The sequence below is a fragment of the Nocardioides sp. LS1 genome (assembly GCF_003865225.1).
Classification (GTDB): Bacteria; Actinomycetota; Actinomycetes; order Propionibacteriales; family Nocardioidaceae; genus Nocardioides; species Nocardioides ginsengisegetis.
In genome coordinates this window covers 193059-214820 of the sequence record NZ_BIFF01000001.1, presented here as the reverse complement: position 1 = coordinate 214820, position 21762 = coordinate 193059, and the positions used below count along the sequence as shown (strand labels likewise).

22 protein-coding genes are annotated in these 21762 nt (G+C 68.6%); 7 read left to right on the top strand and 15 right to left on the bottom strand.

Going from position 1 to position 21762, the window contains the following annotated elements:
* Positions 1-25: 25 nt before the first annotated feature.
* On the bottom strand, positions 26-838 hold the full coding sequence (locus EJF31_RS01020) for an ABC transporter permease subunit (protein ID WP_125035252.1): 813 nt from the start codon (positions 836-838) through the stop codon (positions 26-28).
* Complete coding sequence (locus EJF31_RS01015) at positions 835-1734, bottom strand: ABC transporter ATP-binding protein (protein ID WP_125035251.1); 900 nt, start codon at positions 1732-1734, stop codon at positions 835-837. Before EJF31_RS01015 ends, EJF31_RS01020 begins: the two co-directional genes overlap by 4 nt.
* 131 nt (positions 1735-1865) lie before the next feature.
* On the opposite strand from EJF31_RS01015, the gene EJF31_RS01010 reads away from it, so the two are divergent.
* Positions 1866-3008: a sensor histidine kinase gene (locus EJF31_RS01010; RefSeq protein ID WP_125035250.1), complete on the top strand. Its 1143-nt coding sequence runs from the start codon at positions 1866-1868 to the stop codon at positions 3006-3008.
* Complete coding sequence (locus EJF31_RS01005; RefSeq protein WP_125035249.1) at positions 3005-3661, top strand: response regulator transcription factor; 657 nt, start codon at positions 3005-3007, stop codon at positions 3659-3661. The genes EJF31_RS01010 and EJF31_RS01005 overlap by 4 nt, the downstream gene beginning before the upstream one ends.
* Before the next feature lie 260 nt (positions 3662-3921).
* On the opposite strand, the gene EJF31_RS21690 is transcribed toward EJF31_RS01005, so the two are convergent.
* The gene (locus EJF31_RS21690) at positions 3922-4059 is read right to left on the bottom strand and encodes a hypothetical protein (RefSeq protein ID WP_185736096.1); all 138 of its coding nucleotides are present in this window, start codon (positions 4057-4059) and stop codon (positions 3922-3924) included.
* A 199-nt stretch (positions 4060-4258) separates the two neighbouring features.
* Between EJF31_RS21690 and EJF31_RS01000 the strand changes: the two genes are divergently transcribed.
* A complete protein-coding gene (locus tag EJF31_RS01000) occupies positions 4259-5212 on the top strand; it encodes a hypothetical protein (protein WP_125035248.1) in 954 nt (317 codons plus the stop codon).
* Between the two features lie 337 nt (positions 5213-5549).
* Here EJF31_RS01000 and EJF31_RS00995 read toward each other — a convergent pair whose 3' ends face one another.
* From EJF31_RS00995 to EJF31_RS00940, 12 genes are read right to left on the bottom strand one after another with little or no spacing between them, the layout of a single operon-like run.
* A complete protein-coding gene (locus EJF31_RS00995) occupies positions 5550-6413 on the bottom strand; it encodes an MBL fold metallo-hydrolase (protein WP_125035247.1) in 864 nt (287 codons plus the stop codon).
* 33 nt (positions 6414-6446) lie between these two features.
* Positions 6447-7832, bottom strand: coding sequence for an NAD-dependent succinate-semialdehyde dehydrogenase (locus tag EJF31_RS00990; protein ID WP_125035246.1), 1386 nt, complete (start codon positions 7830-7832; stop codon positions 6447-6449).
* The gene (locus EJF31_RS00985; protein ID WP_125035245.1) at positions 7822-8517 is read right to left on the bottom strand and encodes an SRPBCC family protein; all 696 of its coding nucleotides are present in this window, start codon (positions 8515-8517) and stop codon (positions 7822-7824) included. The genes EJF31_RS00990 and EJF31_RS00985 overlap by 11 nt, the downstream gene beginning before the upstream one ends.
* 19 nt (positions 8518-8536) lie before the next feature.
* Positions 8537-9205, bottom strand: a complete 669-nt coding sequence (locus EJF31_RS00980; protein WP_125035244.1) for a histidine phosphatase family protein — start codon at positions 9203-9205, stop codon at positions 8537-8539.
* Entirely contained in the window at positions 9198-9491 is a 294-nt protein-coding gene (locus tag EJF31_RS00975; RefSeq protein WP_125035243.1) for a putative quinol monooxygenase, read from the bottom strand. Before EJF31_RS00975 ends, EJF31_RS00980 begins: the two co-directional genes overlap by 8 nt.
* A 44-nt stretch (positions 9492-9535) precedes the next feature.
* Complete coding sequence (locus tag EJF31_RS00970; RefSeq protein ID WP_125035242.1) at positions 9536-10372, bottom strand: fumarylacetoacetate hydrolase family protein; 837 nt, start codon at positions 10370-10372, stop codon at positions 9536-9538.
* Positions 10369-10812 (bottom strand): (2Fe-2S)-binding protein, encoded by a 444-nt coding sequence (locus tag EJF31_RS00965; RefSeq protein ID WP_125035241.1) that lies wholly within the window; start codon positions 10810-10812, stop codon positions 10369-10371. Before EJF31_RS00965 ends, EJF31_RS00970 begins: the two co-directional genes overlap by 4 nt.
* Positions 10809-12926: a xanthine dehydrogenase family protein molybdopterin-binding subunit gene (locus EJF31_RS00960; RefSeq protein WP_125035240.1), complete on the bottom strand. Its 2118-nt coding sequence runs from the start codon at positions 12924-12926 to the stop codon at positions 10809-10811. The genes EJF31_RS00965 and EJF31_RS00960 overlap by 4 nt, the downstream gene beginning before the upstream one ends.
* Entirely contained in the window at positions 12923-13720 is a 798-nt protein-coding gene (locus tag EJF31_RS00955; protein ID WP_125035239.1) for a xanthine dehydrogenase family protein subunit M, read from the bottom strand. The genes EJF31_RS00960 and EJF31_RS00955 overlap by 4 nt, the downstream gene beginning before the upstream one ends.
* A gap of 55 nt (positions 13721-13775) precedes the next feature.
* The gene (locus tag EJF31_RS00950) at positions 13776-14600 is read right to left on the bottom strand and encodes a PEP/pyruvate-binding domain-containing protein (RefSeq protein WP_125035238.1); all 825 of its coding nucleotides are present in this window, start codon (positions 14598-14600) and stop codon (positions 13776-13778) included.
* Positions 14593-15240 carry a GntR family transcriptional regulator gene (locus tag EJF31_RS00945; protein ID WP_221767411.1) on the bottom strand — a complete coding sequence of 216 codons (648 nt, stop codon included), beginning with the start codon at positions 15238-15240 and terminating at the stop codon, positions 14593-14595. The genes EJF31_RS00950 and EJF31_RS00945 overlap by 8 nt, the downstream gene beginning before the upstream one ends.
* On the bottom strand, positions 15237-16961 hold the full coding sequence (locus tag EJF31_RS00940) for a PEP-utilizing enzyme (RefSeq protein ID WP_125035237.1): 1725 nt from the start codon (positions 16959-16961) through the stop codon (positions 15237-15239). The genes EJF31_RS00945 and EJF31_RS00940 overlap by 4 nt, the downstream gene beginning before the upstream one ends.
* 133 nt (positions 16962-17094) lie before the next feature.
* Here EJF31_RS00940 and acs point away from each other — a divergent pair, with 133 nt between their 5' ends.
* The 4 genes from acs to EJF31_RS00920 all read left to right on the top strand — a co-directional run bounded on the left by acs (position 17095) and on the right by EJF31_RS00920 (position 21761).
* Entirely contained in the window at positions 17095-19008 is a 1914-nt protein-coding gene (gene acs / locus EJF31_RS00935; protein ID WP_260430564.1) for an acetate--CoA ligase, read from the top strand.
* Between the two features lie 28 nt (positions 19009-19036).
* Positions 19037-19633: an adenylate kinase gene (locus tag EJF31_RS00930; protein ID WP_125035235.1), complete on the top strand. Its 597-nt coding sequence runs from the start codon at positions 19037-19039 to the stop codon at positions 19631-19633.
* Positions 19634-19788: 155 nt separating this feature from the next.
* Positions 19789-20757, top strand: coding sequence for a branched-chain amino acid ABC transporter permease (locus tag EJF31_RS00925; protein WP_125035234.1), 969 nt, complete (start codon positions 19789-19791; stop codon positions 20755-20757).
* Positions 20754-21761: a branched-chain amino acid ABC transporter permease gene (locus EJF31_RS00920; RefSeq protein ID WP_125035233.1), complete on the top strand. Its 1008-nt coding sequence runs from the start codon at positions 20754-20756 to the stop codon at positions 21759-21761. The genes EJF31_RS00925 and EJF31_RS00920 overlap by 4 nt, the downstream gene beginning before the upstream one ends.
* Position 21762: the final 1 nt, after the last annotated feature.

Here is a 21762-nt window from a genome sequence, read left to right as displayed (position 1 = left end):
CTCCGGATACCGCGCGTGTGTGTGACTACTTGACCTCGGAGCGGCGCAGGGACAGTAGCCCGACGACGAGGGGAAGGACGATCCAGATCATCGTGGTCGAGCCGAGCATCGCCCACTCCTTGAGAGTGTTCGTGGCGCCATCGAGGAGCGCCACCTGCGTGTAGTGCCAGTCGATCCACGGCTGCAGGTCCTCGAACCACGAACGCACCTGAGCCAGGAGCGCGAGAATGCCGGGCATGACTAGTGAAGCGACGAAGTAGCCCACGATCGCGGCCGCGGAGTTGCGCAGCACGACACCGAGTGTGAAGCCGAAGGCCATGCCCGCCAGGTTGTAGAGCACCATCTGGAGTGCCATGGACAACGAGATGTCCCACACCGTGTCGACGCCTGCCAGTGCTGACCCGGCCACGTTGCCGAGGGCGCCAACCGCAAAGGCGACGGAGACGGCACCGAGGCCCACCAGGAGGGTCGCGATCGCCTTGGCGCCGATCACGTGTCCGCGGCTCGGCACCAGCGTGAACGTCGTGAGCCCACTTCGCTGGCTCCACTCACCCGTGACGGCCAGGATCGCGATCATCGGCAAGATCACCGACATCGGGAACCCGCTCGCCCTCACGAAGTTCTGGTAGGTGACGTCGCTGTTGAGGCCGAAGACGAGGAGCGACCCGGCCGAGATGGGCGACAGGACGCCGATGCTGACGAGCATCCAGAATCCCGAGCGGGTGTTGAACATCTTGCGGAGCTCGATCTTGACGAGCCGGGTGGTCGGGATGGGACGGGCGGTCCGTCGGGCCGGCGCGGCCTCGATGGTGTCGGGAGAGGTGATCGTGGCGGTCATTCCGCAACTCCTTCGCGTTGGGTGTCGGCAGTGAGCGACAAGAACATGTCTTCGAGGCCGGCGCCCTCGGCGGACCGGAGCTCGGTGAGGGCGATGCCGGCGGTCAGGGCCACGGCCCCGACCCGAGCGGGGTCGGCATCGGTCCGGACCGAGCCGTCGCTGGCGAGCGTGCTGGGGATCCCGGCCTGCTCGAGTGCGTGAGCGAGGTCGTGCGGTGACGTCGAGCGGGCGAGCGTCCCGGCCGCGGCGAGGAGCTCTTCCTTGCTGCCGGACGCGACGATCTTGCCGTTCCCGATCACGACCAGGTCGTCGGCGATGACCTCGATCTCGTGGAGCAGGTGTGAGGACAACAGGACGGTGCCGCCCTGGCTGGCGAAGCCCGTCAGCAGGTCGCGCATCCACCGGATCCCCGCGGGGTCGAGCCCGTTGGCGGGCTCGTCGAGGATCAGCACCTTGGGGTCTCCGAGGAGTGCGGTGGCGATGCCGAGGCGTTGACGCATCCCGAGGAAGTAGTTGCGCACCCGGCGCTTGGCCTCGGTGGGGGTCAGGCTGACGAGCTCGAGCATCGCGTCGACCCGGGTGCGGGGCAGGCCCATGGTGTCGGCGGCGATCGTGAGGATCTCGCGTCCCGTGCGACCGGCGTGCTGCGCGGAGGCGTCGAGCAGGACGCCCACCTCGAGACCGGGGTTGGGGAGGTCGGCGAACCGTTCTCCGTTGATGGTCGCGGTGCCGGACGTCGGGACGGTCAGGCCGACCATGACGCGCATCGTGGTGGACTTGCCGGCGCCGTTCGGGCCGAGGAAGCCGGTGACGCGACCGGGCAGGGCGGTGAAGGAGACGTTGTCGACGGCGGTGAAGCCGGCGTACCTCCGGGTCAGTGAATCAACGGTGATCATGCGACAACCCTCGCCGCGTCGCGGCGTGCGCACATCGGCGTCGAGGCCCGACCCTCCTCGGCCGTTGGGAGGAGCGGGGTCTCGTTCTTTCGGTCGGTCCCCGAGGCCTCGGCGGTCCCTAGGCTGGGTGTGTGATCACCAACGCCCTGCGCTCGCTGTGGGCCGAGCCGCGCGCAGCCGACGCTCCCGCACGGGTGTCGCGCGACTGGGTGCTGGTCGGCGCGTTGATGGTGACGGCGCTGCTCGAGGGAGTCCTGCGGGACGACGTCGCCTGGCGGCCGTTCGCGACGATCGTGGCGGTCGGGCTCGCGCCCGTGCTGCTGTGGCGGCGTACCCGGCCGTTGGCCTGCGTCGTGGTGGCCTGGGGTACCGCGATGGTGTTGGGGCTGGCGACCCTGGCGGGCGGGCCCACCCATATCGGCCTCACCACGATGATCTACGTCCTGGTGCTCGTCTACGCGCTGGTCCGCTGGGGCTCAGGGCGCGAGATCGTGATCGGGCTGGCGGTGGTGCTGGTCGCTGCGGTCATCGGCACGGTCGCCGACTACACCGGCCCGTCCGACGTCATCGGCGGGTTCGGCATCACCGCGGCGGCGGCCGCGGGCGGAGCGGCGTTCCGTTACCGCGCCGAGAGCTGGCGCCGGGCGTTGGACCAGATCCGCAGCCAGGAGCGGGTCGGCCTCGCGCGCGAGCTGCACGACATGGTGGCCCACCACGTCTCGGCGATCGCGGTGCAGGCACAGGCGGGCCGGGCGATGGCCGGGCAGCGACCCGAAGCGGGGCTCGAGGCGCTGGCGGTCATCGAAGGGGAGGCGTCGCGGACGCTCGCGGAGATGCGGGCGATGGTCCGGGTGCTGCGCGACGGAGCGCCGGCGGAGTACACCCCCCAGCCCGGCATTGCCGACCTGGTGTCCCTCGCCCGCCGCGAACCGGTGCCGGTCGTCGACGTGGAGGTGCCGGGTGACCTGGACGCACTGCCGCTCCAGGTCGACGCGGCGGTCTACCGGGTGGCGCAAGAGGCGCTGACCAACGCCCTGCGGCACGCCCGCAACGCCTCGCGTGTGGAGATCCGGGTCGTCGAGGGTGGAGGAAGGCTGCGGCTGCGTGTGACCGACGACGGCCAGATCGACCCGGCGCGGCCGGCGAGCCACGGCTTCGGGCTGCTGGGGATGACCGAGCGGGTGCAGCTGCTGGGAGGCACGCTGCTCGCGGGGCCGGCGCCCGAGGGCGGGTGGGCGGTCGACGCCGAGCTGCCGACCGAGGTACGCCGATGACGGTGCGGGTGCTGGTGGCCGACGACCAAGACCTGGTGCGTACCGGCCTGTCCATGATCCTTGACGCGCAGCCTGGCATCGAGGTCGTCGGTCAGGCCGCCGACGGCCACGCCGCGGTCGAGCTGGCGCGTCGGCTCCACCCCGACGTGTGCCTGGTCGACATCCGGATGCCCGGGCTCGACGGCATCGAGGTGACCGAGCTCCTCGCCGGGCGGGGCGTCCCGGACCCGATGGCGGTGGTGGTGATCACGACCTTCGACCTCGACGAGTACGTCCACGGCGCGCTTCGTGCCGGCGCCCGAGGCTTTCTGCTCAAGGACGCCGGGCCGGAGCTGCTCGTCCAGGCCGTGCATGCGGCCGCCGTCGGAGATGCCCTGATCGCGCCGAACATCACCCGGCGGCTGCTGTCCACCTTGGCCGCCAGGGAACCGTCGAAACGACGCACCCAACCGATCGATCCGCTCACCGACCGCGAGGAGGAGGTGCTGGCGCTGGTCGCCCGTGGCCGCACGAACGCCGAGATCGCCGCCGATCTCTTCATCGGCCAGACGACCGCCAAGACCCACGTCGCGAGCCTCCTGGCCAAGATCGGCGCCCGCAACAGGGTCGAGATCGCGATGTGGGCCTACGACACCGGCCGGGTGGGGGACTGAAGCCGCCGTCCAAGGACTCGGAGAAGCCGTTCCGGCAAGCAAGCAGGATTCGACCCTGCTGGCCACCGGCCTGCGTCAGCGCATCGGCTGGGACGAGGGCGAACGGTTGCACAAACAAGAGTGGCCCTCACAGTCACTGTGAGGGCCACTCCATCTTGTAGCGGGGGCACTATTTGGACCCGCGCACCTTGGCTTGTTGGTCATGGTGAACCACGCTCACTCCCCCGGTCACGCACCACGTACCGCCCCCTTTCGCTGGCTCACCTTCGAGCCTCACGCACAATCATTTCGACAATCAGGGTGCCTGCCGTCCACATCCCGACAGTGCCTGGCAAACGGTACGCCGCGCCGTCGACGTCGAGTCCGCCAATCCCCTGGGCGAGCTCGACCTTGGCCATGACCGGCCGCTTGGAGGTCCGTCAGCCCCGTGCTTGCCGCGCGTTCCGGCCTGAGCACCGACGGCTCGTCGTTGGAAGACGTCGCCGCCGAGATCGCGGACACGGTGCGCTGAAGGACATCGTCTTAAAGGAAGCCAGACGCCCCAGCCCCCCCGTGTCGGGGCGTCGTGCTCTCCGAGTCTCGTGATCAGATTGGCCTGTGAACAGGCAGGAAGAGGCGCTTCGCATTGCTGAGGAGTTGCTAACCGACATCGAGTTGGAGCGATTGAAGGCGTCCGAAATCGTACTGAAGGCGAGCCGCCTCGCCCGCTTGGTCGGGCACGAAGACCTGACCACTTTTCTCGGCTACGAGCGGAACGGCTACCCGACAGACGGAACGGCGACGGCGTGGATCGGTCGCGCCGGACGGTGGACGGACGACGAGGACAAGTTCTACCCAAAGTCGATCTCCAAGATCGAGGCGAACCTGGACGCCGCCAACCAGTCGGTGAACGCCATGCAGGGCGGCGGAAACTACTCGGGTGACTACGCCTTGGTCGCGTCACGAGACCACGACACCCGCATCGCGTCGCACGCAAACCTGGCGGGAACGCTGTCGGGCATTTGCGGCCAGGTTGTCGCCACGGTCTACGACATGGTGGCGGAGATTTATCACGAACTCCTCTTCAGCGAACTGCAGGCGACGCTCTTCGCCCACACCCAGACGAAGATCGATGGGTCGTTGGCGGCGGCGAGCGGTTCGGCGCTCGACAAGATCGAGCGAGTGTCCGACCGGCTGAGAGACGGCGACCCGGAGTCGGTGAGCCAGGCCCTGACGACGTGCCGCAGGCTGATCGACTCGTGCGCCGACTTCGTATTCGCGGCTCGGAACGACCCGTACCAGATCGGGGACGAGGCGACACTGAACGTCGGGCAGCAGAACGTGCTCAACCGGCTCCAGGCGTTCACCCATGCCCACGGGGCGCCGAAGAGCCGCCGAGACCGGCTTCGACGAACGCTGTCGGATCTGTACGGCCGCTGCTCGGCGGGGACTCACGCCGAGGTCACGGTCGAGGAGGCGCGGTTCGTGTTCCTGCAGACCTACGTGACGCTCGGCGAGATCCTGACGCTGGGTGACCCGGTGCCTACCCCATGCGACCAGCCCGGGGCATAGTCGGGTGCTGCCAGTCCACCTCGTCTTGAGCCTCGAGGAGGCACGTCATCGGCCGTGGCTGGATGCATTGACTGCGTTCTCTGATGTGGTCAGTCCGTCGCCTGAGTACCGCTACTCGACGGCACGGATCTGCCGCGGGTAGCCCGCGTTTGCGGCCATCCGGTCATGCCGCGATCAGCACCACTGACTACATCGAGATCAAGGAACACGACCAGCATCAACCACCTTGGACGCGTCTGCACAGGCACAGACGGACGTGTTCGGCGCTTGCCCCGGCGAGCGACGCGGTGGAGCCCGTCCGGCGTCCTGATCAACAGGACGCCGGACGGGTCTCTGCTCAGGCTGGCCGGGCCTGGGTGAGCTTGTCCCAGAGGGATCCCGCGTTGAGGGTCTGGATGTGGTTCATCATGTAGCCCTGTCCGATGTCCACGGGGTAGCGCTCGGCGAAGTTCACCCGGGCGACCGTCTCCTCGCGCGACCAGCCCTTCGCGACCGCGTCCGACACGGCCTGGACCCACTCGAGCAGGTTGGCGCGCTGGCGCGAGATGTACTCCAGACGCACGACCTCGCCATGGCCGGGGATCACCCAGTCGACGTCGAGCGCGGCGATGCGGTCCAGCGCGGAGAGCCACTGGGTGACGTTGGAGCCCATCAGCCAGGTCTGGCACTCGGAGAAGATGGTGTCGCCGGTGAAGACGACCCGCTCCTCGGGCACGTGCACGGCGATCTGGCCCGGGGTGTGGCCCGGGGTGTGCAGGAGCTCGAAAGTGTGGTTGCCGACTCGCAGCGTGAGGTCGCCGGTGAAGACGATGTGGCCCTTGTTGGGGTCGGCGAAGTACGTCGCCCGGTCGGGGAAGATCGCCTCCCCCTCCGGGTCGTCGGTGGGGATCGCCTCGTGGGCGTAGTCAAACGAGTCCAGGGTCGGGGTGACCTCCATGAAGTTGTCGTAGACACCCTGGTGGTGAACGACTTGACCGGCACCGCGGAAGTAGTAGTTGCCGAAGATGTGGTCGACGTGGTGCTCGGTGTTGATCACGTAGCGGATGTCCCCGTGCGACTCGGCTTCCTGGCGCATGGCCACGGCCTTGGTCGGCAGCTGCGGGGTGTCGATGATGACGACGCCTGCGTCGGTGATGACCATGCTCGGGTTGCAGCCCCGCTGGGTCGTGTCGGTCCACACCTGTGAGGTGACCTTCTGCATTGCTCTCTCTCCTCTTCTTCGTCCCGGCGCGGATCAGCCGACAAGGACCGTGCGGATGTTGGTGAACTCGCGGGCGCCCGCTTCTCCGAGCTCGCGGCCGTACCCGCTCTGCTTGACGCCGCCGAAGGGCAGCCGCGGGTCGGAGGCGGTCACGGCATTGATGAACAGCGCACCGGAGTCGATGCGCGAGCCCAGCGCGAGCGCGCGGTCGGCGTCTGCCGACCAGACGCTCGCGCCCAGCCCGTACGGCGTGGCGTTGGCGAGTGCAACGGCCTCGTCGTCGGTGCCGAACGCGATGACCGCCGCCGCTGGGCCGAAGGTCTCCTCGGCCATGACCGGCATGTCGGGCTTCACGTTGACGAGCACCGTGGGGGCGTACCAGGCCGGGCCGCGGTCGAGTCGCTTCCCGCCGGTGAGCACGACGGCACCCGCAGCGACCGAGGCAGCCACCTGGTGCTCGAGGTTCTCGGCGAGGTCAACCCGCGCCAGCGGCCCGATCTTGGTGGCCGGGTCGCTGGGGGCTCCGATGACCAGGTCGTCAACGGCCGCGGCGAAGCGACGCCCGAACTCGTCGGCGATGGACTCGTGGACGATGAACCGCTTGGCACACAGGCAGGACTGCCCGGTGTTGAGGAAGCGGCCGGCGACTGCCTTCGGGACCACGACGTCGAGGTCAGCGTCGGCGAGCACCACGAACGGGTCGGAACCTCCCAGCTCGAGCAGGCTCTTCTTGGCGGCGCGGCCGGCGCTGGCGGCCACGTGCGACCCGGCGAGGTTGCTGCCAGTCAGGGTCACGGCGGCGATCCGGTCGTCCTGGATCAGGCGGTTCACGGTGGTCGGCACGTCCGCCTCGCCGACGACCAGCGACCGGAAGACGCCCTCGGGCAGGCCGGCGTCGAGGAGCACCTGCTCGATGGCCAGGGCCGTTCCGGTGACGTTCGGCGAGTGCTTGAGGATGCCGGCGTTGCCGGCCATCAGGGTCGGAGCGACGAATCGGAACACCTGCCAGAAGGGGTAGTTCCACGGCATGATCGCGAGGATGGTTCCGAGCGGCTCGTACCGGACCCAGCTGCGGGAGCCGGCGGCCTGGACGTCCTCGTCGGCCAGGACCTTGGGTGACATGTCCGCGTAGTACTCACACACCCAGGCGCACTTCGCGACCTCGGCCACAGCCTCGGTGATGGGCTTGCCCATCTCGGCGGTGGCGATGGCACCGAGCTCAGCGGAGCGGTCGCGCAGGATCTGGGCCGCCTTCAAGATGACCGCGGCGCGGTCGGTGATCGGCGTTGCAGCCCAGCTCTTCTGAGCGGCCGCAGACTGGCCCAGGACTGCGTCGATGTCGTCGGCGGACATGCAGTCGTAGCGCGCGATCTCGCTACCGGTGGCGGGGTCGATCGTGATGATCTGGTCAGAAGACACGTCGCACGATCCTTTCCAGGGTTCGGTTCTTGCCGTAGAGGTAGCCGACGAGGAGGCCGGCGACGCCGAAGGCGACGGGCTTGACGACGTTCTTCACGACGTCGGATCCGAGGAGCAGACCGAGGGCGTCGACGCCGTCGTCGTTGCTCGGCGTGAAGCTCGCGGGCGTCGGGGCAGTCAAGTGCGCAGACCCGGTCCCGTTGGCCGACACCGCGGCCGCGGTCGGGATGGACGTCGCACCGCCGCCGCCGATCATCTGGCCGAGGTTGTCGGCGAACTGGGCCAGCATGCGGTTGCTGATGTCCTTCATGACACCGCCGCCGAACTGCGCGGCCTTGCCGGTCACGTTGAGGTTGGTGACGACGTGGACGTCGGTGACGCCGTCGTGCTCATCGAGGGTGGCCGTGACGGTGGCCTGAGCCCCGCCGTTGCCCTTGGCATCGCGGCCCTTGGCCTCGATAACGGCACGGCGGGCGCTGTCGTCCTTCTCCACGAAGGCGCCGCCACCCTTGAAGGTCATCCCGATCGGCCCGACCTTGACCTTCATCCCGCCCTCGAACGAGTCGCCGTCGACGGAGGTGATCGCGGCACCCGGAAGGCAGGGGGCGATCTTCTGGACGTCGGTGAGGAGGTCCCAGGCCTGGGCGGCAGGGACCGGGACGGAGAAGTCGTGGACGAGTTCCATGAGCACACTTTCTGTTCGGTCAGGGGTTGAGCGGGTCGTGCGCCGAGATGACGACGTCGCCGGTGGCGCTGACGCGGATCTCGGCTCCGGTGACGTAGGCAGGTTCGCCCGGGTCGGAGCCGGTCGCGTGGTGGAGCACCGAGCGGAGCAGCGGCGAGTGGGTGACGCCGACGACGAACCTGCCCCGCAGCGGACCGGGGTCGGCGATGCTGCGGGCGAAACGGATGATCCGTGCGGACAGGTCCTGGGCGGACTCCCCCGGCGGGTCGGTCTGGCCCAGCCACCAGCCGATGCGGTCGGGCGCGCTGAAGAAGCTGGTCCACCAGTCGATCTGTCCTGCTTGGTCGGCCGCCATGCCGGGGACCTGTTCGGCGAGGGCCTCGGCGGAGCTGACCATGTTGACCCGGGTGCCGGCGACGTACATGTCGGGGTTGCGGAGCGCGAAGCAGTCGCTGGGGCCCGCGACGCGGCCCGGTTCACCGATGCCTCGCGTGATCGCCTCGGCGGTCTCCCGGGTGCGCCGGGTGCCGCCGTAGAGCACGGTGATGGGCAGGTCGCTCTGAGCGGCGACCGCCTTGCCGGTGTGCTCGGCGTGGACGAGGCCCTGCTCCGTCACGGGGACGTCACCTCGGTGCGAGGCAACCTCCCCGTGACGCAGCAGAAGGACGCGGGTGTCGGTCTCAGACATCGATCGTCGTGTAGGTCTTCACCGAGCGCTCCTCGAGGTACTCGATGATGTAGTCGAAGACGTTCTCCTGGAAGTACGACGTCGCCTTGTGGGCCTCGTAGCCCGCCTCGTCGACGTACTGCTCGTAGAGGAAGAAGGTGCGCGGGTCCTCGGGCGAGACCTGGGCCTGGTAGAAGAGGTTGCCCTCCTCGGCCCGGGACAGCGGCGTCATGATGCGGATGGTCTCCTCGACGCGCTTCTCCTCGCCTTCCTTGGCCTTCCAGGTGGCTGCGACAACAAATGCCATGGTGCTCTCCTTGTGTCTTTCCTTGGGTGTGGTGGTCGTGCAGGTCAGGCTGGCTTGGGCCCGACCGTGTTCGTGAGGACGCCGATTCCGGCGGCTTCCATCTCGATGACGTCTCCCGGCCGGAGCCAGCGGTCGAGCTCGAGGCCCGAGCCGCCGGTGGCCGTCCCGGAGCCGAATACCTCGCCGGCGCGCAGGGTCAGGCCCTGGGAGGCGTAGGCGATCATGTCCGCGAAGGTGTGGTGCATGGCCTTGGTGTTCTCGCCGCCCCAGCGTTCGCCGTTGACGCGGACCTCGAGGTCGACGTTGTAGGGGTCGATCTCGTCGGCGGTGACGATGCAGGGGCCGAGGATGTTGGATCCGTCCCAGTCCTTGGCCTTGCAGGGCCCCATGCCGATGGGGAGCTCGCGGGTCTGGACGTCGCGGGCGGACATGTCATTCCAGATCGTGTAGCCGAAGACGTGGTCGAGTGCGTCGGCCGCACGGATGTCCTTGCCGGGGCGGCCGATCACCGCCGCGAGCTCCAGCTCGTGGTCGAGCTTGGCGGTGTACGCCGGCCACGGGATCTCCTCCCCCGGTCCGATGACGGTGTCCGGGAGGCCCTTGTAGTAGGCGGGGCGCTCGTACCACTCCTCGGGGATCTCCTTGCCCAGGCCGGGGAACACGTTCAGCAGGTGTCCCTCGAAGGCGAGGAAGTCGCGGATCGTTCGGGGCCGGAGCGGCGCACGCAGGACGGCGGCGTCGACCTTGCGTGTGGTGCCGATCGGTGCGCCGGCCTCGATGAAGGCGACCATGTCGCCGTCGAACCCGGCGTCGACGACGACGTCGCCGTCGAGGTAGCCAACTCTGAGCCTGGACTCGGCCTCGTAGGTCACGAACTTCATGTGGCGGCCTCCTCGATGGCCTCGATGATCTTGACGTAACAGCCGCAGCGGCACAGGTTGCCGCCGAGGCCTTCTCGGATCTCCTCGCGGCTGGTGGCCCGGCCCTGGTCGACCATGTCGCGGGCGGTCAAGACCATGCCGGGGATGCAGAACCCGCACTGGAAGGCGTGGTGCTTGTCGAAGCACGCGACGACGGGGTCGTCCTCGGGCAGGCCCTCGACGGTCGTGATCTCGCGTCCCAGCGCGAGCGGGGCCATGAGGATGCAGGACGAGACGGGCTCACCGTCGAGCAGGACCGTGCAGGTGCCGCACAGGCCCACGCCACAAGTGGTTCTCGGTCCGGTGAGGCCGACCTCGTCGCGCAGGACGTCGACGAGCATGGTGTCGGGCTCGACGTCGACGTCGACCAGGCGGCCGTTGACTCGGAGGTTCAGGTTCATCGCTCTTCCTTCCGCGAGGCGAGCACGCGTTCGCCGGCCATGGGCAGCCTCGTGACGTGGTAGCCGAAGGTCGCCACGGCGTTCCCGATCGCCGGCGGCACCGGAGGCACGGCGGTCTCCCCCAGCCCGTGCACCTCGGCACCCGGCAGCTCCATGACGGTGTGGCTGATCGCGCCGCAGTCCAGGGCGGAGGCGATGTTGTAGTCCGACAGGTTGGGGTTGGTCATCTGGCCCTCGGAGTACTGGATCTCCTCGAACAGCGCGGTGCCGAGCCCGAGGATCATCGAGCCCTCGTTCTGCAGCTCGGCTGCCTCCTTGTTGACCACCTTGCCGGCGTAGGACGAGGCGTAGAGCTTGGTGAGCTCGATGACGCCGGTCTCCGGGTCGACGGTGACCTGGGCGGACGCGGAGCCCTGGTGCCAGTGCGACGACGCGGTCCCCTGCCCTGTGTCGGGGTCCAGGCCACCCTCGTTGGAGACGAAGCCGTGCCCGATGGTGCCGTGCTCGAGCAGGTCGCGGGCGGCGTCCGCGAGCGCGCGGCTCATCATGTGGGTGGAGCGGCTCGAGGTGGTGCGCGTGTCGTAGGGGACCCGGTCGGTGTCGGGGTCGCAGACCACGACCTGGTCCATCTCGACCTTGAGGTACTCGGCGGCCATCCGGGTCAGCGCCTCGGTGGCGCCCTGGCCCATCTCGACCGTGCCGGCCTGCACCTCGTAGCGGCCGTCGGGCAGCAGGACGATGCGGGCCTCGGCCTTGCTGGGCGTCTGCATCCCCTTGAGCATGATCGCGACGCCCTTGCCCTCGCGTCCCTCGGACCAGTTCACTGCCTGCGCGGCGTCGTCCAGGAGCTCCTCGAAGTGCGTGTCGTGCATGACCTCGCCGGTGCAGAAGGTGTCGCCCTCCTGGAGCAGGTTCTTGCGGCGGAGCTCGACGGCGTCCATGCCGATTCGCTCGGCCAGGATGTCGACCACGCGCTCGGAGGCCCAGACCGACTGCATGGCGCCGTAGCCGCGGAACGCGCCGCCGGGGGGCAGGTTCGTGTAGATGCAGTACGAGTCGACCGCGACGTGGTCGAACCGGTAGGGCCCGACGCCGGCGTACCCCATCTTCTGGGCGACGCCGGGGCCGCAGTCTGCGTAGGCGCCGGTGTTGACGTAGGCCCAGATGCGCTTGGCCACGAACGTGCCGTCGCTCTTGGCGCCGAGCCGGACCCGGACGGTCGCGGGGTGCCGGGTGACTTCGTTGAAGACCTCGTCGCGGTCCAGGGTGCAGCGCACCGGGCGCCCGACGATCCTGGCGGCGGCGGCGGTGATGGCCTCGGTGCGGATGAAGGTCTTGGCGCCGAACGCGCCGCCCATCGGCGGCACGACGATGCGCACGTCGTCGGCGGCCATGCCGAAGATGTTGGCGAGATCCTGACGCATGTTGAACGGCGTCTGAGTTCCGGTGAGGAGCTCGAGTCGACCGTCGACCCACTGGGCGATCGTCGCGTGCGGCTCCATCGGGACGTGCGCGGCGGCCGGGGTGTGGAAGACCTCGTCGATGACGATGTCGGCGTCGTCGAAGGCGTCGGCCAGCGGCTCGTCGGCCACGTCGCGCGGCTCCACCTGGACGGCGGGCTCGTCGCGGCCCTGGAGACCGGGGGTGCGGATGCGGAAGCGGTGGCACACGTTCGTGCCGTCCTGCGGTCGCATGTCGAAGTACGCCGAGTCGCTCTCGGACGTGGAGTGGGTGGCGTGCACCAACGGTGCGTCCGCCGCGAGGGCCGCCAGCTCGTCGAAGACGGCCGGCTTCTCGTCGTATTCCACCTCGATGAGGGAGGCGGCGATCCGGGCGTCCGCGGCGGTGGCGGCGACGACGGCGGCGATCGGGTCTCCGACGAACTTGGGTTCGCGGGTAAGCACCACCTGGTCCTCGATCTGGCATCCGAACCTGTTGAGGTCCGCGATGTCGTCGGGGGTGATGACCACGACGTCGTCGTCGACGAACGTCGTGTCGATCGAGGTCACGGTCCCGGCGGGGATGCCCGAGCGGATGATCCGGAGGTGCCACTGGCCGGGCACGGCGTGGTCGACGGGGTAGCGGATGGAGGCGTTGATGCGTGGGTTCGTCATGCGGTCACCGCCATCAGCGCGCGCTTGATCTCGACACCGACGATCCGGCGTCGGTAGTCCGCAGATCCTCGGGCGTCGTCGATGTACTCGATGCGTTCGGCGTAGGCCAGCCCGATCTCCCGGGCGTTGCCCTCGTCGCCGGGCCTCCAGGTCGCGCACAGGTCGGCGAAGTGGTGCGGCCGGTCGCTGACCGCACCGACGACCACGCGCACCCGGTCACCGTCGACGACGGCGGCGACCGACGAGGCTGGCCGGTCTTCCTGCGAGCGGGTCTTCAACTTGCGGTAGACGGACGGGCCGTTGGGTCGGGGCATGACGACCCGGGTGATGAGCTCGTCCTCTTCGAGGGTGGTCGTGTAGTGGCCGATGATGAGCTCCTCGATCGGGACGCGTCGGGTGCCGCGCACGCTGGCGACCTCGGCGACAGCCCGCGAGGCGACGAGCATGGAGGGTGGGTCCGAGGCGTAGTCGGCGTCAGCCAGGACCCCGCCCATGGTGGCCACGTTGCGAACCCTGGGGCTGGCGACCGCGCGGAACGCGGCCGCCACACCGGGCCAGATGCCTTGGACCGTGGCGTCGGTCTCGAGCTTGCGGTGGGTCACCATCGCGCCGACCGAGAGATCGCCCGCCGTGTGCAGGGCACGCAGGTCGCGGACGTTCTGCAGCGAGATCCAGTCGTCGCTCTGGATCAGGCCCTGACGTGTCAGGACCCCGAGGAAGGTCCCGCCGGCCACGACGGTGGCCTCGGGGTTCTCCGCTTTGACGCGAAGGACCTCGGAGACGGTCGTCGGCATGTGCCACACCACGGGGTTGGCCCCTCTCGGATCGTTGGTTGTCGGTCGGGCAGGCTCAGAAGGCGGTGACCGGGCGGGACTGGAGCATGTACAGCCCCGCGTCGTCGTAGGCCCACTCGATGTCCTGGGGGCAGCCGTTGAGGTCGGCGAGATGGAGCCCCAGCTTCGCGAGCTCGGCGAGCTCGGACTCGGACAGGATCTGCTCGGCCACCACGCGGGCCTTCTTCACGGCGCCCTTGCGATCCACCGTGTAGTAGTCGGGGGTCACCTCGCCGGAGACCACGTGCTCGCCGACGCCGAGGGCAGCCTCGATGACGAGGCGGTCCTTGCGCCCGTTGACGGGATCGACGGTGAACATCACGCCGGCCTTGGTCGCGTCCACCATCACCTGGACGACCACCGCCATGTTGATGTCGTCCAGGGAGCCCTTGTGCAGGCGGTAGAACAGCGCCCGGTCGCTGAAGAAGGACAGCCAGCACTCGACGACCTTCTCCATCACGTCGTCGAAGCTCTCGACGAAGAGGTAGGTCTCTTGCTGCCCGGCGTACGACGCGTCGTCGCCGTCCTCGGCGCAGGCCGACGAACGGACTGCGACCGACGAGGCGTTGAGCCGGTCGTAGTGCTCCTTGATCAGCTCGCGCGGCGGCGGGGTGGCGGCGACGACCGCGCGGGCGGCCTCGAGGTCCTCGGCCTGGATGTGCTTGATCAGCGCCGCCCCGTCCACGGCCTCGACGAAGGCGGTGGAGGTGATGACGAACCCCGGCGGGACGGGGAGTCCGTTCTGGGTCATCGAAGCGAGGCTGGCGCCCTTGCCGCCGGCCAGGTCGACCTCACGACACCTTTCGTCGGCGAAGTCGAGCACGAGGGGTGCGTCAGTCATGGGGGATTCCTCCAAACAGGGTGCTGCCGAAGTGTTCGATGTGCTCGCGCATGACCTTGCCGGTCAGGTCGGCGTCGCGCTGGCGGAACGTGTCCAGGATCGGAAGATGCGCGTTTGCGATGGCGACCAGGTCGAGCTTGGACTTGATGAGGGAGACCAGGGTGTAGGCCTCGATCCGAAGGCCTCCCCAGGATTCGAGGAGAACCGAGTTGCCGGCGGCCTCGACGATGATTTCGTGGAATCGGGCGTCATGGACGAGCACGCCGTGCTGGTCGTTGTCTCGCGCAGCTGTCAGCATGTTGTGCATCTCAGCCTCGAGCATCGAGTACATCTCATCGTCCGCTCGAGGAGTGGCCAGCTGGCCGGCTAGCTCCTCGAGCGCAGCGCGGACGGGGTAGGACTCGGTGAGCTCCTCGTGCGACACCTCGCGGACGCGGGCGCCGCGGTAGGGCTCGGTCTCGATGAACCTCATGGCCTCGAGGTCTCGGAGTGCCTCGCGCACGGGCGCTTGGCTCACTCCGAGTTCCTGCACCAGCTGCAGCTCGACGACCCTGTCGCCGGGCTTGTAGGTGCCCTCGAGGATGCGCTGGATGATGAGCTCCTTGATCTGCTCACGCATCACGGTGCGCACAAGGGTCACGCGAGCACCTCCACGATGCCGGTCGTGCCGTTCACGCGGATGCGGTCGCCAGTCTTGATCTGGCGGGTCGCGTCCGACGTGCCGACGACCGCGGGGATGCCGAACTCGCGCGAGACGACGGCCGGGTGCGAGGCCATGCCGCCGGCGTCGGTGACGAGGCCGGAGATCTTGGTGAACAGCACCACCCACGAGGGGCTGGTCATGCGGCAGATGATGATCTCGTCGCGCTCGACCTGGCTGAACTGCTCGGGCGAGAGGACGACACGTGCCGTGCCCTCGACGATGCCCTTGGAGGCGCCGAGGCCGTGGATCTCGCCCTCGACCTCCGACGGCTTGCGGTACACCTTGTCCGGGAAGGCCCACAGCGCCAGGTACGGGAAGGCGAGGTTCTCCTCGGTCGCGGTGCCGACCCAGTCCCGGGGGCGCAGTTCGTAGGCCTCTTCGCGGTCGTCACGGCGGTCACCGACGAGGTCCTCGGCGTCGAACCCGTTGCTGCCGGCCATCAGGGTGCGCAGCTCGTTGTAGCGCAGGTACATGACGTCCTCGGGGTCCTCCAGCTTGCCGGCGGCGACGAGTGCCTTGCCGATCGCGATGAGGACGAGGCGGACCCGGGCGTTGGTGCCCTGGTCGATGTAGAAGTGGTGGTCCGGCGTGAGCGGGTTCATCCGGAGGCTGAGGTCGAGCGCGCCCTGGAGCCGCTCGAGGTCCTCACCGGTGACGCCCTCGACGGCCTCGGCCTTGGCGGCCTCCAGGTCGCGGGCCACGGCGGCGATCTCCGCCGGGTAGTCGTAGTCGACCTCCAGGTAGCCGCGAACCGCCTCGAGGATCGGGGCCGGGTCCTCGCGCCAGGTCTTGAAGGAGAACTCGTGCGCGTACATGGACTTGTAGCCGAACTCGGCCGAGTACGCCTCGATCTCCTTGTCGAGGAACTGCTGCCCCTCGGGGGTCGACTGCAGCGCCTTGACGATCTCGGGCGCAGTGGCCTTGGTGAACGCCTCGGCAACTGCTCCGCCGTCGTTCTTGACGCTCTCCTTGATCTTCCACAACTCCTCGATGGAGTCCCAGTTGCGGTTCACGACCGAGCTCTGCAGGCGACCGGTCAGGTCGCTGTGGTCGCCCTCGCCCTTGACCTCGGCGATGACGGTGTTGAGGTTCATGGTGGAGGAGAACTGGGCGAAGTTGAGCACCCAGTGGATCTGCCAGTGGCGGTCGTGCATGTCGATGGCGTCCTCGAGGAGGATCGCGAGCTCGACCAGGCTGGCGGCGTCGGTGTCGTAGGTGTCGAAGCGCTCGAAGTTGCGGGTCATCTCGGGCACGAGGCGGTCACGCCACCAGCCGAGGAAGTTCTCGGCGTAGTAGGGAAGGGTCCAGCCCAGGTAGCCGCCGATCTCGGCGGCGTACTCCTCGGACTGGGGGGTGCGCGGCGTGTAGCGGGCGCCGTACTCGGAGGCCTCGGCCGTCAGACCGACCTCGGCCGGGATGGCCGCGGTGTAGACGTAGCCGTTGATGATCTTGGAGATCCAGTCCGACGCGAACGGGGTGCCGAAGCGGCGGAACATGTAGTCGCACTTGAGCCACCAGCCGCCGATGTCGGCGTACATGGGCGAGACCGGGTTGGGGATGTGCAGGTCGTCGTGGACCCACAGCAGCTCCTTCTGGCCGTGGTCCCACGCGACCGGGAACTCGTCATCCCCGAAGAAGGTCGCAACTGTCTCGGTCATCTTGTCCTCCTGGTGTGTGACCGCGGCCACATGTTCTACTAGATTATCGATAATCTAGAGTGAGGGTCGTCACCCGTCAACCCCTCACAAGAACTTGCTGAAACTTTTCCGAAACAGGTCCCAGGAGGACGCCGTGCCCACTGCTCACCCACCGACCAGCAACGCCCCGAACGCAACGAGCTCGGACTACGCCCTAGCCAATGAGGACCGTCTTGGCTTCTGGGCCGATCAGGCCGGCCGGCTCGACTGGTCCGAGCCCTTCACCGAGGTTCTCGACTGGAGCACTCCCCCGTTCGCGCGATGGTTCGTGGGCGGCCGCCTCAACGCGGCGTACAACTGCGTCGACCGTCATGTCGAGGCCGGCCAAGGCGACCGGGTCGCCCTGCACTTCGTCGGCGAGCCAGCCGGGGACACCCGCGACATCACGTACGCCCAACTGCAGGCGGAGGTGAGCCGGGCCGCCAACGCCCTGACCGCGCTCGGCATCGAGGCCGGCGATCGGGTGGCGATCTACATGCCGATGATCCCGGAGGCCGTCGTCGCGATGCTGGCCTGCGCCCGGCTGGGGGCGCCGCACACCGTCGTGTTCGGCGGCTTCTCCGCGGACGCGCTCGCGGGCCGGATCAAGGACTGCCAGGCCAAGCTCGTGATCACCGCAGACGGCGGATACCGCCGCGGGGACCCGTCCCCCCTCAAGCCCGCGGTCGACACCGCGGTGACCAGCTGCCCAACCGTGTCGCACGTGCTCGTCGTGCGGCGAACCGGAGAACCAGTCGAGTGGACACCCGGCCGTGATGTCTGGTGGCACGACGTCGTCGCCGCCGCCTCGCCTCACCACTCCCCCGAGATGTTCGACAGCGAGCACCCGCTCTTCGTCATGTACACCTCGGGCACCACCGGCTCTCCGAAGGGAGTACTGCACACCACGGGCGGCTACCTCGTGCAGAGCGCCTACAGCTTCTGGGCCGTCTTCGACCATCGCCCCGACGACGTGTACTGGTGCACGGCCGACATCGGCTGGATCACCGGCCACACCTACCTCGTCTACGGACCCCTCGCCAACGGCGCGACCCAGGTGCTCTACGAGGGCACGCCGGACACCCCTCACAAGGGACGGTGGTGGGAGATCGCCGCCGAGCTCGGTGTGACCACCTTCTACACGGCGCCCACCGCGATCCGGACGTGCATGAAGTGGGGCGACGAGTTCCCGGCCGCCCACGACCTCTCCCGGGTCCGCATCCTGGGGTCCGTCGGAGAGTCCATCAACCCACAGGCCTACGAGTGGTACCGCGAACACATCGGCGGCGGTCGCGCTCCCGTGGTCGACACCTGGTGGCAGACCGAGACCGGCGCACACATGATCACCCCACTGCCGGGTGTCCGGTCCGGCAAGCCCGGCTCCGCCATGACTCCACTCCCGGGCATCTCGATCGACATCGTCGACGACGACGGCAACTCCGTGCCGCCCGGGCAGGGCGGCTACCTGGTCGCCACCGAGCCCTGGCCGGCGATGATCCGGACGATCTGGGGCGACGACGAACGGTTCGTCGAGACCTACTGGTCGCGTTGGCCCGGCTACTACTTCGCCGGGGACGGTGCGCGCCGCGACAACGACGGAGACATCTGGCTGCTCGGCCGCGTCGATGACGTGATGAACGTGTCCGGACACCGCCTGTCGACCACCGAGATCGAGTCCGCGCTGGTGTCCCACCCCTCGGTGGCCGAGGCCGCAGTGGTCGGCGCCTCGGACGAGGTGACCGGAACGGCGGTCGTCGCGTTCGTCATCCTGCGCGACTCGGCCTCCCCTAGCGACGACATCGTTGAGGCACTCAGGACGCACGTCGGCCAGCAGATCGGGCCGATCGCCAAGCCGAGACGGATCTCGATCGTCAGCGAGCTGCCCAAGACCCGGTCGGGCAAGATCATGCGCCGCCTTCTCCGGGACCTCGCCGAGCACCGTACGACCGGGGACGCAAGCACCCTGGCCGACTCGGACGTGATGGCCCAGATCGCCGCCGACCTCACGCCGTCCGACTCCCCCACCTGACCCTCCGCACCACGAAAGGACCACCCCCATGCGATTGCTGATCATGGGCCCCCCGGGGGCCGGCAAGGGAACGCAAGCACTTCGACTCCAACAACTCCTCGGAGCTCCCCACATCTCGACCGGAGACATCTTTCGCGCCAATGTCGCCAGCGAGACCGATCTCGGCAGGGCCGCACAGGGCTTCATGGACAAGGGCGAGTACGTGCCCGACGAGCTGACCAACGCGATGGTCTCCGAGCGGCTGAGCCAACCCGACGTCGAGGCGGGGTTCATCCTCGACGGGTACCCGCGGACGGCTGAGCAGGTTCTACGGCTCGAGGACTTCCTCGGCCGGCGCGGCCTCGCACTGGACGCCGTGCCGTGCCTCGTGGTCCCCCGCGACGACCTGCTGGATCGACTGACCGCCCGCGCAGCCGAGAGCGGCCGCGCGGACGACACCGCCGACGTGGTGATGCATCGCCTGGACGTCTACGACCGCCAGACGGCCCCACTCCTGGACCTCTACCGGGAACGACGCCTCCTCCGGGAGGTCCCCGGGACCGGCTCGCCCGACGACGTCACCCGACGGCTCTTCGAGGCCCTGCACCGCACGGTCGACCCCGCCGACGAGGCCACATCGGCCTGACCTGGTCCCTGAGTTCGGGGCCCCTGCCCACCCGGGCAGGGGCCCCGCGCATTTCGCCCGTTGGCAAAAGAACCTCGAAGTGCTTGACACCTTGTGATGCCCATCACTACCTTTCCGGATTATCGATAACTGATAATCGAGGAAAGCAGGGACCCATGGCACACGCCATCCCCACTCTTGTTGCACCGGTGCACCGCACGCGCGTCCTCCGGGCGCTGCTGGTGGCTGTCGCCATCGGCTTTGTCGCTCGCGAGGTCGCGTCGGACCGCGACACCTTCGTGACGATCCTGCTCAACGGCCTGACGGCCGCCGGCCTCTACTTCCTCGTCGCGTCCGGGTTCACCCTGATCTTCGGGCTGTTGCGGGTGACGAACCTGGCCCACGGCAGCTACTACCTGGTTGGGGGCTACGTCGGCTACTCCCTGCGAGAGCAGACCGGGAGCTGGCTGGTCGCCCTCGTCGGGGCCAGCATCTTCGTCGCGTTGCTGGGGATGGCGTTCCAGCTCCTGATCCTGCGTCGCGTGGCCGCCGATCCCATCCGGGAGGCGCTCGTGACCATCGGCCTGACGGTGGTGGCCGCCGACCTCACGCTCCGGGTGTGGGGAGGCGCCCCCCGAGACATCGGCGTGCCGAGGCTCCTCGAGGGCACCCTGACGATGGGCGACCTGACCTACTCCAAGTACCGCCTGGCGCTCCTCGCGTTAGCGGCGGTGGTGGGGATCGCGCTGTGGGTGCTGCTGCTGCGGACCCGACTCGGCATGACGATCCGCGCCGGCGTGGATGACCCCGCGATGCTGGCCGCGACCGGCGTCAACGTTCCGGTCGTCTTCACACTCGTCTTCGGCCTGGGGGCCATGCTCGCCGGCTTCGCGGGCGTGGCGGGCGGTTCCTACCTCTCGATCTCCCAGGGCGAGGACGCCCGCTACCTGCTCGTCTCGCTGCTGGTCGTCATCGTCGGCGGCCTCGGAAGTGTCTCCGGTGCGGCCGTGGGCGCGCTGGCAGTCGGACTGGTCGAGGCCTTCGCTCAGGTGCACCTGCCGACGTACTCGGTCCTGGTCACCTTCGGGGTGATGGTCGTGATCCTCGCCGTCCGCCCCCGAGGCCTGTTCGGCGGTGCCGCATGAGCACCCAGCGCAGGACCCTGCTGGTGGGCGCGATCGCACTCGCTGTCCTGGTCGCCCTCCCCCACGTCACCACGCCGTTCTTCTTCGTCCAGATCCTCATCCGGAGCTTCTGGCTCGGGACGGTGGCCGCCAGCCTGACGTTCCTGATCAGGTACGCCGGGATGATCTCTCTGGCCCAGACAGCGATCTACGGCACGGCGGCGTACGTCGTCGCCAACTTCAGCGTGATCCGTGGCATGAACCCCTGGGCCGCAGCCCTCTGCGCCATGGGCATCGCCACGCTGGTCGCGCTCGCGATCGGCCTGCTGTCCGCCCGCGCCCGCGGCGTCTACTTCCTGATGATCACCCTCACCGCCGGGGTCTTCGTCTACTACTTCGCCCTGCAGTACCGACCCTTCACCTTCGGGTTCGGCGGCATCAACGGCGTGCAGGTGCCGGCCATCGGCTCGATCCAGTTCCGCGACCCCCTGAACTTCTACTACCTCGCCCTGGTCGTCTCCATCCTGGCCGCGGCCGCTCTCTACGCCTACGCCCGGGCGCCGATCGGTCTCGCCCTCCAGGGCGACCGCGACTGCCCCGAACGGATGACCGCGCTCGGCCTCAACACCACCGCAGTCCGCGTCGCCGGCTTCACCGTCGCGGGACTCGTGGCCAGCGCCGGAGGCGTTCTGTCGGTCTGGTTCAACGGCCAGGTCTCACCTGGGTCCCTGGACATCGTTCGCACCATCGACATCCTCGTCATCGCCGTGCTCGGCGGCCTCGTGCGCATCGAGGGTGCCTGGGTGGGCGCGTTCCTCATGTCCGTGCTCGCCGTCTACGCCAGCGACGTCACGGACTACTACAACACCGTGATCGGCCTGGTCTTCATCTTCGTCGTCGTCTTCTCGCCCGGGGGTTGTCTCGGGTTGGCGACCTCTCTCGGGAATCGCATCAGCAAGTCCCTGAGGGCCCTTCCGGTCCTCAGGCGCTCCACCCCGGTAATGACCGTCTCAAAGGAGAACTGAC

Bases quoted from the DNA above. Each gene is read 5' to 3' on its own strand.
- EJF31_RS00995 (WP_125035247.1), bottom strand. From the start codon at position 6,413: ATGCAGAAGGTCACCTCACAGGTGTGGACCGACACGACCCAGCGGGGC.
- EJF31_RS00930 (WP_125035235.1), top strand. From the start codon at position 19,037: ATGCGATTGCTGATCATGGGCCCCCCGGGGGCCGGCAAGGGAACGCAA.
- EJF31_RS01005 (WP_125035249.1), top strand. From the start codon at position 3,005: ATGACGGTGCGGGTGCTGGTGGCCGACGACCAAGACCTGGTGCGTACC.
- EJF31_RS00960 (WP_125035240.1), bottom strand. From the start codon at position 12,926: ATGACGAACCCACGCATCAACGCCTCCATCCGCTACCCCGTCGACCAC.
- EJF31_RS00950 (WP_125035238.1), bottom strand. From the start codon at position 14,600: ATGACTGACGCACCCCTCGTGCTCGACTTCGCCGACGAAAGGTGTCGT.
- EJF31_RS01020 (WP_125035252.1), bottom strand. From the start codon at position 838: ATGACCGCCACGATCACCTCTCCCGACACCATCGAGGCCGCGCCGGCC.
- EJF31_RS00965 (WP_125035241.1), bottom strand. From the start codon at position 10,812: ATGAACCTGAACCTCCGAGTCAACGGCCGCCTGGTCGACGTCGACGTC.
- EJF31_RS00985 (WP_125035245.1), bottom strand. From the start codon at position 8,517: ATGGAACTCGTCCACGACTTCTCCGTCCCGGTCCCTGCCGCCCAGGCC.
- EJF31_RS00920 (WP_125035233.1), top strand. From the start codon at position 20,754: ATGAGCACCCAGCGCAGGACCCTGCTGGTGGGCGCGATCGCACTCGCT.
- EJF31_RS00955 (WP_125035239.1), bottom strand. From the start codon at position 13,720: ATGCCGACGACCGTCTCCGAGGTCCTTCGCGTCAAAGCGGAGAACCCC.
- EJF31_RS01015 (WP_125035251.1), bottom strand. From the start codon at position 1,734: ATGATCACCGTTGATTCACTGACCCGGAGGTACGCCGGCTTCACCGCC.
- EJF31_RS00975 (WP_125035243.1), bottom strand. From the start codon at position 9,491: ATGGCATTTGTTGTCGCAGCCACCTGGAAGGCCAAGGAAGGCGAGGAG.
- EJF31_RS00925 (WP_125035234.1), top strand. From the start codon at position 19,789: ATGGCACACGCCATCCCCACTCTTGTTGCACCGGTGCACCGCACGCGC.
- EJF31_RS00940 (WP_125035237.1), bottom strand. From the start codon at position 16,961: ATGACCGAGACAGTTGCGACCTTCTTCGGGGATGACGAGTTCCCGGTC.
- EJF31_RS00970 (WP_125035242.1), bottom strand. From the start codon at position 10,372: ATGAAGTTCGTGACCTACGAGGCCGAGTCCAGGCTCAGAGTTGGCTAC.
- EJF31_RS00980 (WP_125035244.1), bottom strand. From the start codon at position 9,205: ATGTCTGAGACCGACACCCGCGTCCTTCTGCTGCGTCACGGGGAGGTT.
- EJF31_RS21690 (WP_185736096.1), bottom strand. From the start codon at position 4,059: ATGGCCAAGGTCGAGCTCGCCCAGGGGATTGGCGGACTCGACGTCGAC.